Origin of the sequence: Sphingobacterium ginsenosidimutans (assembly GCF_039536865.1) — a bacterium.
Taxonomy (GTDB): Bacteria; Bacteroidota; Bacteroidia; order Sphingobacteriales; family Sphingobacteriaceae; genus Sphingobacterium; species Sphingobacterium detergens.
Window position 1 is genome coordinate 823,076 of sequence record NZ_BAAAZK010000007.1, and the last position, 12,328, is coordinate 835,403.

General features: G+C 42.5%; 9 protein-coding genes. 4 read left to right on the top strand and 5 right to left on the bottom strand.

Annotation, left to right across the window (positions count from 1 at the left end; genetic code table 11):
- The coding region (locus ABFX33_RS15730) for a glycoside hydrolase family 18 (RefSeq protein ID WP_346086810.1) at nt 1–951 on the bottom strand (951 nt) is incomplete at its 3' end.
- Between the two features lie 311 nt (nt 952–1,262).
- Between ABFX33_RS15730 and ABFX33_RS15735 the strand changes: the two genes are divergently transcribed.
- Together ABFX33_RS15735 and ABFX33_RS15740 are read left to right on the top strand one after the other, a co-directional pair.
- Nucleotides 1,263–2,084, top strand: a complete 822-nt coding sequence (locus tag ABFX33_RS15735; protein WP_120257547.1) for a M12 family metallopeptidase — start codon at nt 1,263–1,265, stop codon at nt 2,082–2,084.
- A gap of 59 nt (nt 2,085–2,143) precedes the next feature.
- Nucleotides 2,144–3,040: a hypothetical protein gene (locus ABFX33_RS15740; RefSeq protein WP_346086811.1), complete on the top strand. Its 897-nt coding sequence runs from the start codon at nt 2,144–2,146 to the stop codon at nt 3,038–3,040.
- A 72-nt stretch (nt 3,041–3,112) separates the two neighbouring features.
- On the opposite strand, the gene ABFX33_RS15745 is transcribed toward ABFX33_RS15740, so the two are convergent.
- The 4 genes from ABFX33_RS15745 to ABFX33_RS15760 form a co-directional block, all read right to left on the bottom strand.
- Complete coding sequence (locus ABFX33_RS15745) at nt 3,113–4,267, bottom strand: efflux RND transporter periplasmic adaptor subunit (protein WP_346086812.1); 1,155 nt, start codon at nt 4,265–4,267, stop codon at nt 3,113–3,115.
- Nucleotides 4,260–8,636 (bottom strand): CusA/CzcA family heavy metal efflux RND transporter, encoded by a 4,377-nt coding sequence (locus ABFX33_RS15750; protein WP_346086813.1) that lies wholly within the window; start codon nt 8,634–8,636, stop codon nt 4,260–4,262. Before ABFX33_RS15750 ends, ABFX33_RS15745 begins: the two co-directional genes overlap by 8 nt.
- Before the next feature lie 110 nt (nt 8,637–8,746).
- Nucleotides 8,747–9,124 (bottom strand): hypothetical protein, encoded by a 378-nt coding sequence (locus ABFX33_RS15755; protein WP_346086814.1) that lies wholly within the window; start codon nt 9,122–9,124, stop codon nt 8,747–8,749.
- Nucleotides 9,125–9,321: 197 nt separating this feature from the next.
- Nucleotides 9,322–10,674, bottom strand: a complete 1,353-nt coding sequence (locus tag ABFX33_RS15760; protein WP_208642419.1) for a DUF3472 domain-containing protein — start codon at nt 10,672–10,674, stop codon at nt 9,322–9,324.
- 241 nt (nt 10,675–10,915) lie between these two features.
- On the opposite strand from ABFX33_RS15760, the gene ABFX33_RS15765 reads away from it, so the two are divergent.
- Both ABFX33_RS15765 and ABFX33_RS15770 read left to right on the top strand, forming a co-directional pair.
- Nucleotides 10,916–11,374, top strand: a complete 459-nt coding sequence (locus ABFX33_RS15765) for a GNAT family N-acetyltransferase (RefSeq protein WP_346086815.1) — start codon at nt 10,916–10,918, stop codon at nt 11,372–11,374.
- A gap of 12 nt (nt 11,375–11,386) precedes the next feature.
- Complete coding sequence (locus ABFX33_RS15770; RefSeq protein ID WP_346086816.1) at nt 11,387–12,217, top strand: arylamine N-acetyltransferase family protein; 831 nt, start codon at nt 11,387–11,389, stop codon at nt 12,215–12,217.
- Nucleotides 12,218–12,328: the final 111 nt, after the last annotated feature.

Below are 12,328 nucleotides of genomic sequence, written 5' to 3' on the forward strand. Positions count from 1 at the left end.
AACCGAGTAGTTGGTTGGGACAATCTGATTTTGTCCGTAAGGGACACCATCGCGATCTATTGCATAACTAAATACGCCAGCTTTTTTCCCTTGTGTAGGATTCCAATTGGTATAGCTATAGGCTCTGCTGCTTGCCAATGGCGAGGTGACATCACCCCAATTTGCACCATTCTCCTCATAAAAAGAAAAACCGATCAAATATTGATTGGGAAGGATTTTACCGGCATAGGAATTGAAAGTGCTCTGTAAACCATTGACCGAACGACCATAAGATTGCACTAATACGTAATCGAGTAAGCCATGAACAGCTGTAAATAACGGTGTATTGCCCTCTTGATTGGTATCATAGATCAACAACTTGCCCGTGCCAGATTTTGGTCCCAAAGACTTCGAAAGCGCTGTGAAAACACCTGTGGCTCGTTGTAAATCTTCGGTATTGAGGGAGCGTTCGACGTCAAAATCGATACCATCCAAATCATACTTTGTGATTTTATCATTTATGATTTTGGTTGCAAGTGCCTCGTAACCTGCTGCAGTGTTTGGAAAACTCTTATCCAATGCTGCACCAATATCCGCAGTCATCACCACTTTGGTACCACGTGCTCTTAAATGCGGTACATAGGAGGTCTTTAACGAATCCCAAAAAGCATTGGTCTCAGGTGTATAGTCCGGAAAGACAAAGGCGATATCCAAACTGTCTGGAAGTTCCTTCATGGATGTCTTGTTGGTCGCAGGATCTGTTGCTTTGTCCCGCCAAGTACGAAAGTAACCCGCCATAATCTGGTGATCGCTCTTTTTGTAGTTACGGAGATTTTCCAAATAGTTTGCTGCTGTATCAGCAGGATAAAGAACCGTATTGTCCTTCGTACAGGAGGAGACAGAAGCAGTTAGGAGAAGTGCCGCCAGTCCACAACTAAAAAAATAAGTTGCGTTTTTCTTAAATCTAATCATAATTTAAATGTTATCTATGATTAGAAAACGTTTAAGAAAACAAATTGTTGTAGAATACATTAAATATTTTTAGAATGTTATTAATATTACCTTCGGGCAAGCATTGTTAGCCGATTGGTGAGGGACTGTAAGGAAACAATACACAGTAACTAAACTTAATTTATTTTTTATCAAAAATACTATTGTTTCAATAAAATATATTTTTTAGATTTGATTTAATGTAACAGCAGTGTTACATTTTTGGTTGTTAGTTTTTCATGTGGCCACGTTGTAAGCTGACTTAAATTATGATTGATTAAAAAATTAAACGTATGGAATTAAGAAAAAAAATCCTATTTGGATTGATCATTTCCGCTTCGGCTACGCTCGTAGCTTGCAACAAAAACGCAGACAGTACAGAAGCCCCACAAGATTCTGAAGAACTGAAACCTGTTTCAAAAGCTGACATACCAGCCGGCTTTAAAGATGCACATGTCTGTAAAGACGTCTATTTGCCTGGTGGTACAGATCCTAGAGGCGCGGTGATCAGCGCAAAAAAATGGACCAATGGTAGTGTTATCACCGTACGCCTGTATGGTGGATCGACCAAAGTGCGCCAAAAAGTAATGCAATACGCCAATGAATGGTCCAAGTACGCCAATATTACCTTTCGTTTTGTCACCAGTGGTAACGCACAGTTAAGAGTTACCTTCACGGATGGTGCTGGGTCTTACTCGTATATTGGTACTGACGCATTGCGTATTGCTTCGAATGAGGAAACCATGAATTTTGGCTGGTTTGATGACAATACACCAGATTCCGAATTTAGCCGGACGGTAATCCATGAATTTGGTCATGCACTCGGTATGATCCACGAACATCAGCATCCTTTGGCGGCTATCCCATGGGATAAAGACAAGGTTTATACCTATTACGCTGGCTATCCAAATTATTGGAGTAAAAGTGATGTTGATAATAATCTGTTTGCAAAATATGCAACAACACAGACCCAGTACAGCAGCTATGACAAGAATTCTATTATGCACTATTCTATCAGCAGCGCGTTGACAACCAATGGTTTTAGTGTTGGCAACAATACGGTATTATCCGCAACAGATAAGTCCTTTATTGCACAGGTCTATCCTAAAAATTAATTATTAAGCTGATCTTTTCATACACCCCAGTAGATCGGGGTGTATGATCTTTTTTGTGTATGAAAAAATATCTTGCCCTCTTTTGTTCCAGCTTGTTTGCATTTGCAGTCTTTGCGCAGGAAAAAAAACCTAAATTCGCAATAACTCCTGTTATTGGCTGGAATCAGGAAAAATTGGACTGGAATATTGCGGGTGATGAAAATGGACAAAATCCCAATATATTATCCGAACTTAAATGGCGGAAACTCAGGGGACCTGAAATAGGACTTTCCTCAACGGTAGCGCTATCTTCGGTTTTACATGCCGACGTTTCCTTTCGTCACTTTTGGATCAGCCAAGGTGCCGTCAATGATGCTGATTATGCAAGCGATAATAGAGCTGTAAAAACAGCAGATTATGATTTTAAGGCTAATCGAGGTCATTCAAGCAATATTCGGGCGGAAATTTTTTACACAATCCGGACAACTGAAAAGTTCGCATTTGCAGCACATACCGGCTATTTTGGTCGCTATCAAACCTTGTATATGCTGGATGGCGTGACGCCGCTTGTCGAAGGCAAAGAATTGAAAAGCACCTATAAACCCCGATGGCATGGTCTTATTTTGGGATTAAAGACTGATTATCATACTGATCACTGGAGTCTGCGGCTTGATGTTAGCGGCCTATATTTTCCCCGTTATTCCGCAAATGCCAATTGGAACCTGCAGGAGGATTTTAACCATCCCATTAGCTTTACCCATAAAGCAAAAGGTCTGGGCTGGGAAGCAAACTTCCGGTTGGAGCGCCAGGTTGCCAAAACAATTTTCCCTTTTGTACAGATCGGTTATACAGGCCTGAAGACTGGAACAGGTACGGACCAACTGTTTAAGATCGATGGTACCAGCACGATAAGCCAGTTAAATGCTGTTCAATCTTCGAGTTTTAGGTTGGGATTGGGTGTTAGCATTAAGCTTTAAGAAAACCATAAGCGGGCAGCCTATCTTACGATAGACCACCCGCTTATATTTATTCATTCAGAAGATATGGTCCTATTCTTCCTTATTTTGTGCTTTCATTAAAAGTGCGAAGGCATTTTTTAAGACTAGTGCGGTATCTGCGTTGATCTCTTGCGAAATAATCTGTTGTTTCCCTTTGTCTTGTATACCAAGTTTTACTTCATTCATCTGGAATACTCCTGAACGGCGCTGAACAAAGACAAAATATTTATTCTGCCAACGGACGACAGCGTCTTCGGGCACAACTAAAGCAGTGGTATTGTCTACATTCAGATCTGCGTTCATAAACATTCCTGGGGTCAATATAGATTCAGATTGCTGAAAACGGCACAGGACTTCCGCCATTCTATTTTCGTCAAAAGTACGGTTGACCAAAAAAACGGCTGCTGCAATTTTCTTTGTTACATCAGAATTGGTATAGGCAGCAACTGTACTTCCGATTTTTATTTTTGGAAGATCTTTTTCGAAAACTTTAAGCGAAAGATACATATCCGATGGATTGACAATCTCAAATAGAATATCTGTAGGCGCGGTGTATTTACCCACAGTAATATTGACTTTCGTAATAAAACCATTGGTCGGCGAAATAATAGGAACCTCTTTTTTTATGTTTGCCGTGGTCAGTTTTTGTGGAGCAATTCCAATCAGACGAAGCTTTTCGGCTAATGAACTAATGAGTATTCGTTCACGATCCATTTCAGCTTTGGCCTGTTGAAATACTTTGTCACTGCTAGCCTTGCTTTGATTCAGTTCGTACTGCCTTTTGTATTCTGTCTCGGCTAGCGCATAATTTGTCTGGGCCGTCAAATAATCCTGTTGAAGTTGGATAAATTGGATGTCTTCAATGGTTGCTAGTACCTGACCTTTTCGAACGGGTTTTCCGGGGAGCATGGTGGTGGACCTGATATAACCGCCAATTGGAAAGCTCAAACTCACGGTATGCTCTGGCGCCACGGCCACATTACCCTGGAGGGTAATTTTACCACTGATACGCTCCTCCGTCGGTGATCCAACGACGATACCGGCTGCGGAAAGCTGTTTTGGATCCAATTGGACATTTTCATCCACATGAGAAGAATCCGCTACAACTGTTGTTGTTTTGTTTTCGCTTTTTTCTCCCCGTGTACAGGAAAGACTGCAGAAAAGGAGGAAACTCCCGTATATTATTGTGCTTATCGATTTATTCATTGTATAATTTGCTTAGTTGGATGGCTGCCTGATTGTAACTGTTTAAGGTGTTCATATATTCACTTTGTATGTTGATGGCTTGATTGACAAGAATGACCCATTGTAGGTAATCTATTTCACCATTAACAAATTGCTGATCGGCGGTGACAAAAATTGTTTCGGCATGTTTTAATCCCTGACTCTCATAGTATTGGAGTACTTTTTCAAATTTTTGGACTTGTTCCTGCGCGTTATCACGCTCTGTTTTGAGCTCATTTTTAACATAAGCGAGTTCTTTCAACTGGCTTTGCCAGGAGAGTTTAGCGGCATTTATTCGATTGGATTGGGCACCAAAAAAAAGAGGTACGCTGATGCCGGCACTAAAATAGCCCAAGCGATCGGATGAGCGGTACATGACCTCTTGGCCGTTAATCGTCTGCGGCCCCTTTAACGTTTGGCTATTATATCCCAGGGTAATCTCAGGAAGAAGTTTGGCGCGCTCCAGTTGCCACTGTTGCTGTGCAGCTTCAGTCTGAAGCTGCGCAATCCGGTAAAATGGAAGTGCTTCCATCAGTCCGGTCGAGTCCGCCTTGAGGAGCGAAGTCCATTGATACTTGACGGTTTCGGATGCCGGAACATAGCGAATACTATCTTGTAATAGAAAATTAAAGCGATTCAGCGTCATGTTCATATCTTTTTGGAGCAAACTCAATTGATTGTTAATCTCCTGCCGCTGTGTCTTTGCTGCTGTCTGCTCCAATATATTCGCAGCCCCGGCTTCAAAGCGTTTGCTCGTTTTGGCTTCAAAGAGACGATATAGGCTGTCTGCGTGTAGTAAGAGCTCCTTGCGCTTGTCCATCACCAAATAATCAAAGTAAAGCCTTTTAACGGCCGTACGAATCTCGAGTATATTGATTTTAGTTGCTTCTCGTGCAATGGAAAGATCATTTTGTAGAAGGGCTGTCTGTCTCTTGTACACTACGGGAAAGCTCAGCATCTGGCTAACACCAACACGATTGTCCTGATAAGCACTGTTTACATGGCCATAATCGCCAGAGATTTCTAATTTTGACGGATCAAACCCTGTTTTTGCTAATTTCTCTTTGGACTGTTCAGCGAGCCGAAGCTGCTGTATACGATAGCTATTGTGCGCTGTCATCTGTAGTGCATTTGCTAAAGATATAGGATGGATAGTGGTCGCTGTCTGTGCAGAAAGATTGGACAGTGGTAGGAAAAAACAGATCAATAGGACAGGGGTGATAACTTTTGCCTTTATTATATTTTTCTTATTAAAAAGTAAGTACAAAGCGGGCAATACAAATAGCGTCAGGAAGGTTGCGGAAATCAGGCCACCGATAACGACCGTTGCCAGTGGGCGTTGCACTTCAGCTCCCGCACCATTGCTTAATGCCATGGGTAAGAACCCTAAAGATGCGACTGCGGCAGTCATCAGTACTGGCCGAAGTCGATTTCGGGTACCCATCAGAATCAGTTCCTTCATATCTGTAACCACAGCTTCCTTTTTTATCCTGTTGAACTCGGAAATCAACACGATTCCATTCAAAACTGCGACGCCAAATAGTGCAATAAAACCTACACCTGCGGAGATACTAAAAGGCATTCCACGAATTGCTAGAGCAAAAATACCACCGATGGCAGAAAGTGGGATCGCGGTGTAGATAAGTGCGCCGTCTTTTAGGGAAGAGAACGCGAAATAGAGCATTCCAAAGATTAAAAGCAATGCAACGGGTACAGCAACACTCAGGCGGGACTTGGCCTGTTGAAGATTTTCAAATGTTCCGCCATAAGTCAGGGTGTATCCGCTATCCATTTTGAGCTTTGTGTTGACTTTCTTTTCCAGTTCATCTACAATACTCTGAACATCACGGCCCCTAACATTGAATCCGACGATAATGCGGCGGCGGGCATTTTCGCGCTGGATCTGATTGGGGCCTTCAACTTCGTCAATATGAGCGAGCTGATTAAGCGGAATTTGTATTCCCTTTGGCGTGGTGATCTGCAGATTTCTGACATCTTCAATGTTGCGGCGCCCTTCATCGCCAACACGTATCACAAGATCAAAGCTTTTTTCGCCTTCATAAATCTTGCCTGCAGCAGCACCAGCAAAAGCTGCATTGACGGTACGATTAATTGTGGCGATATCTAGACCATATTTTGCAATTTCATCCCGGTTGTAGTCAATCACGATCTGCGGCATTCCAATAACGGATTCTACATACAAATCTGCTGTTCCATTGACAGATTTGGCGATCTCTCCAAGCTTTTCAGCATAGCTGGCCAGCTTATCCAGATCTTCACCGTAAATCTTACAGACCACATCTTGTTTTGCACCTGTCATCAGTTCATTAAAACGCATCTGCACGGGAAATTGAAATCCCGTTGTAATTCCCGGCATCACTTCCTGCGCCGTAGCTGACATCTTGCTGGCGAGTTCTGGAAATGATGTAGCATTCGTCCATTCGGACTTCGGTTTGAGCACAATGATCATATCACCACCTTCAATAGGCATGGGATCGGTCGGTATCTCTGCACTCCCGATCCTAGATACAATCTTTTCAACTTCGGGATAACGGTTTTTTAGGGCCACAGAAACCCGGTCGATGGCATTGATCGTGGTCGATAAGTTTGTGCCAACAAGTAAGCGGGTCTCTACAGCAAAATCTCCCTCCTCCAATTGTGGAATAAACTCACCGCCCATTTTCGAAAAAACAAGGATTGAAATCGCAAAAAGTGAGATGGTAATCGCAATGAGTATTTTACGAACGGCTAATGCCCGGATTAGTGCGCGTTGGTAAATTTTTTCCAAACCAGCCATGACTCTATCTGAGAAATTAGGTTGATGATTGAGTTTTTTGCTCACAAAGATTGCACTGATCATGGGCACATACGTCAACGATAGGATAAAGGCGCCTAGAATAGCGAAAGCAACCGTCTGGGCCATTGGTTTAAACATCTTGCCTTCAATTCCGGTAAGCGAAAGAATAGGTAGGTAGACGATCAGGATAATGATTTGTCCGAAAACAGCAGCATTCATCATGCGGGCAGCAGAAGAAGTTACTTCCTGATCCATTTGCTGCTGGGATAAGCGATCCACATGATGATACTTTTTGGAGAAATGAATATGATGTAAAATAGCCTCCACAATAATTACGGCTCCATCGACGATCAAACCAAAATCTAAAGCGCCTAAACTCATCAAATTGCCACTGACGCCAAATAAATTCATCATACTGATGGCAAAGAGTAAAGATAACGGAATGACTGAGGCCACGATAAGTCCGGCGCGGAGATTACCCAAAAATAGAACAAGGACCAATATAACGATAAGCGCACCTTCAAGCAGGTTATGTTCAACGGTTCCAATAGCATTGTTTACCATTTTTGTCCGATCGAGGAAAGGTTCGATAACAATACCTTTGGGAAGATTTTTCTGAATTTGATCGATCTTATCTTTTACAACTTTGATAACATCCGATGAGTTGCCTCCCTTGAGCATCATGACAATACCGCCGCAGACCTCACCTTGACCGGCCATGGTCAGCGCACCATAACGGATCGCCGATCCGAGCTTGACATCGGCAACATGACTTATCAATACCGGAATGCCGGCATTATCTTTAACAACGATTTTATTGATATCGGCAATGGACTTGGTCAAACCAACACTCCGGATATAAAGCACAGCCGGACCTTTTTCGATATAAGCTCCACCCGTATTCTGATTATTATTTTCCAAGGCAGCAAAAACTTCGCTGATGCTAATATTCATTGCTTTTAACTTAGCGGGGTTGACGGCAACCTCATATTGCTTGAGCTCCCCACCAAAAGTCGCGACATCAGCTACACCAGGGGTGCCGAGGAGCTGTCTCCGAACGGTCCAGTCCTGGATTGTCCGTAGATCAGCCAGAGTATATTTTTGTTCGTATCCTTGTTGAGGTTTAAGAACATATTGATAAATTTCCCCCAGGCCAGTAGTGACGGGAGCCAGCATTGGGGCACTCGCATTTTCGTTGATTTCAATTTGCGAAAGACGTTCGCTGACCTGTTGTCGCGCCCAGTATACATCGGTACCATCTTCAAAGACAATGGTAATTAATGATAGACCGAACCTTGACATACTTCTGCTTTCCTTAATTTCGGGAATATTGCTGACAGCCAATTCTACGGGGAAAGTGATGAGGCGTTCCACATCTTCAGCACCAAGCGAAGGAGCTGTTGTGATGACCTGAACTTGATTATTGGTAATATCTGGTACTGCATCAATGGGCAACTTGGTCATTTGGTAGATGCCATAGCTGACCCATAGCACTATAAATAGACCAATCGCCAGTTTGTTTTGAACTGAAAACTGTATTATTCTATTAAGCATTCTAATAAAGTATAATGTATAAAATAGTCGTGCAAGCCTTGTTTTTGAACATAAAAAGGCCTACAACTTGAAAAAATCAGGTTGTTTTGAACATACTGATTAGTTACAAATTATACTTGTGGAGGACGGAATAAGGCCGAGATATAGGATTGAGAATAATTATCAGGTTTAGCTAAGCCAAAGGCTTTAATGAAGGCTACTTGAGGCGGTTTATAAAAATGGAGCTTATGATTTGATACAAATACAAATGAAAACGCTGTAAGATCGTATTTTTTGAATGGTAATTTCATATCCTCCTGCTCATCATTGTCAGGAAGATCCTGCCCCCAGTAATGCATAGAAAGAAATTCCATGAGCGATAATGGAGGACCTATTTCATTATGGATCGTAAAATGCTGATACAGCTTGGGCAATTTTGCCAGCTGGGATAGCATCGTCGATTCCCCGATAACCAAAAATAGAAATATGTAAAGAAATATTCTTTTCACGGCCATAAAAATACATCAGTTAAATCACTTTTACAATAAAATGCTGATTTAATAAATTTGGAAGTCGTCGATTAGGAATATCTGGCACCAATAAATCCAGTGCGCAAATAGCTACCTTCAAAAAAAGGGCTTCCGACATAAATCGGAAGCCCTTTTTTTGAAGGTACGCAACATGCCCTGTCACAGCGCCGCTGTGGTTATGGCAATGTTGTAAGATCTATCGCAGGTGCAGCATTTCCATTGGTTACCGTAAACAAAGTACCAGGGCTGACTACGGTATTGAAAAAGCCGCCATTTTTGAGGAAGAAGCTATTTCCATTGCTGCCGCCCATGGCATCGATGCGCTGGTTGCTGGAATAGGTTCCATCCACTGTAAATTTGGCCTGAACCACCGGCATCCAGGTGCCCGAAGCTGTCCGTACCCATTGATTTTTATAATCTGCCGAGCGTCCAAGGTAGCCGTTATCGGCGTTAAAGTTTTCAAGGAAGCTGTGGAAGTTGGTCAGATAAGTGGATATCTTGGGTCTTTTCCAGCTCGCCACCAGTACCCAGCTGTTGACCGAAGGATCATTAAACCAGGCGGTAAAATCAGTGGCACCATTTCCATCAGGCTCACCTTTAAGTAAGAATTTGTAGCTCTTACCACTTGTCCAGCTGTATTTCATGTAACTCTGTCCACCGGAACCCTCGCCGCCAAACTCGCCCGTCGTGGTGTTAGCTCCTTTGCGGTTGAGTGTAATACGATCTTCAACGGGTATTTCTGCTGGATTGTCCGTGCTGTAAGGACTCCATACTGAAAATAGGATACGGCGCTCCGTAGCCGAATTGACCTGCATGCCAAAATAGCCCTGGCCAAATCCATTGGCCATAAAATAGGAACCAATTTTATCTTCACCGGTAGGGACGTTGATTTCGCTATAATAATAGGAGACCTGCTGACTGGTCGGTACGGTGTAGCCTAAGTGACAGGAAGGTCCACGTCTTGACCAATAGTAGGTATTGTCGATATTATTGTCGCTGTAGATTGCGGTACCTGTTGTCGCTGATCCGCTCAAAATAAGATGGGAAACATCGGCAAAGTAACCGCCAGTTTTGGAAACACCCTGCAGGTCCATTTTGACATAACCGCCAGCATTGATTGTATAGTTACCCACGGTATAATCCTTTACGGTGCCACCTTTGAGACTCAGCTGCTTGCTGACACCGTTGATGGTCAGCTTGACCACGCTGCTGTCACCATTGGGCAATACTTTGGCTCGGATTTTCACGCTTAATGTTCCTCCCTGTGGCAATTTGGCATAGGTGCTCACAATGCTATTGGCATTGGTCCAGTTGGCTAAGCCATTGCTATTGACAACTTCAGCTGCGCCGGAGGGTGCTGCAGTAACAAAGGCATTGCCACCTAGCGGCACTTCATAGCCGTTGGGACCTGGGGTCGCCGCCCGCAAGGACAGTTTTTCCTCGGCCTCTGATTTAACAATAGTCTTCTGACAGGAAACAAAACAGATCAGTGCCGCACCGAGCAGTGCCGCGAATTTAATTTTTCTCATAATTTATCTTTAATTGTTTACTATTAATTTATCAAAAAACTTACATGTTACGAAAAGGAATTAAACGCAATCGATTGTGTTATTTACTTCTGTAACAAGCCCTACACTTTTGTAGCAATTTACAACAACCTGACATTTAATCCGATCCTCGAGCCGCCGATTTTAGTATATTGCATTAGCCGTTTATTACCCCAAATTTGAACAGGTATAATTACAATTAGCACAAACACAGCTCTTAGAAATGGAACTAAAAATCAGACAAGCACAGGAGAATGAAATCGATGTATTACTTGAATTTGAACAGGGAATTGTTGCAGCCGAGCGTCCCTATGACGAAACCTTAAAAGAAGGAGAATTTCATTATTATGATCTGCTGGAATTAATAAAATCAGCGGAAGCGGAGGTTCTGGTGGCTGCTATTGGCGATCAGATCGTCGGATCGGGTTATGCCAAAATAGTCGATGCCAAGCCTTATCAAAAGTATGCGAAATATGTCCATTTGGGATTTATGTATGTTAGGCCTGAATATCGTGGTCAGGGTATCAATAAATTAATTCTGGAGGCATTGACAAGCTGGGCAAAGGAACAAAAGATCTCCGAGGTCAGACTGCAGGTTTACGATCAGAATGAAAGTGCAAAAAAAGCATATAGCAAAGCAGGATTTAAGCCCAATTTATTGGAAATGAGAATAGAGATTTAATTTTTAAAAATAATGGAAGACTCAACATTAAAAGGCTATCTGGAGCGAATAGCAATATCGGAAGGCGTTTCTGCAGATCTAGAAACATTAAAAAAGCTTACGCAGGCGCATCCGAAGCATATTACTTTTGAAAACATAGATTCATTTACAGGCATTGTCCCAGCAATCGATACAGCGGATATTTTCCAGAAGCTGGTCACTGAAAAACGGGGTGGCTATTGTTACGAGCAGAATTCTTTATTCAAAGAAGTATTGCAAACGCTGGGATTTAATATGAAAATGCATCTGGCGCGAGTGTTGTGGAGCAGCAAAGATGGCTCAGAAACCGCACGTACACATATGCTGCTGACGACCGATATCGAAGGCAAGAAGTATCTAGTCGATGTGGGCTTTGGCTCAATGACACTGACAGCACCGATCGTATTTAATTCGGAGCAGGAAACTCCAAACGGTCGATTTCGTCTGATCAGCCTGGACGATAATTTCTACCGGTTGGATGTGTTCAAAAATGAATGGCTACCCATTTATAAGTTTACTTTAGAGGAAGTGCAGGTATCGGATCTGGATATGGCCAATTGGTATGTAGCGACCGGTCCCAGTTCAATGTTTAATAAATTTCTAATGATCACCCGTGTTGATGAGCATGCACGATACGCGCTTTTCAACAAGGAATTTAATATCCGCGATAGTAAGGGTGGCAAGGAAAGCAGCGAAATCACCAACGAGGAGGAGCTACAGTCGGTTTTGATAAATTACTTTAAGTTAGATCTACCAGCTACCATATTAACAACTACATATGCAAAACTTAACGAAGTCCAAAGTAGCTTTCAGGTTACACAATAAGGGATTTGCACAAAGGTTAAGCAGGCAGCACGGACAATAGGGCTTGTCTGTGCTGTGTGCACAATAATTGATAGCTTGGCAATATTTTTCTTGTACCTGTATTTAGATTTA

Coding starts and splice junctions, on each gene's coding strand:
- ABFX33_RS15735 (WP_120257547.1), top strand. CDS start 1,263: ATGGAATTAAGAAAAAAAATCCTATTTGGATTGATCATTTCCGCTTCG.
- ABFX33_RS15740 (WP_346086811.1), top strand. CDS start 2,144: ATGAAAAAATATCTTGCCCTCTTTTGTTCCAGCTTGTTTGCATTTGCA.
- ABFX33_RS15745 (WP_346086812.1), bottom strand. CDS start 4,267: ATGAATAAATCGATAAGCACAATAATATACGGGAGTTTCCTCCTTTTC.
- ABFX33_RS15750 (WP_346086813.1), bottom strand. CDS start 8,636: ATGCTTAATAGAATAATACAGTTTTCAGTTCAAAACAAACTGGCGATT.
- ABFX33_RS15760 (WP_208642419.1), bottom strand. CDS start 10,674: ATGAGAAAAATTAAATTCGCGGCACTGCTCGGTGCGGCACTGATCTGT.
- ABFX33_RS15765 (WP_346086815.1), top strand. CDS start 10,916: ATGGAACTAAAAATCAGACAAGCACAGGAGAATGAAATCGATGTATTA.
- ABFX33_RS15770 (WP_346086816.1), top strand. CDS start 11,387: ATGGAAGACTCAACATTAAAAGGCTATCTGGAGCGAATAGCAATATCG.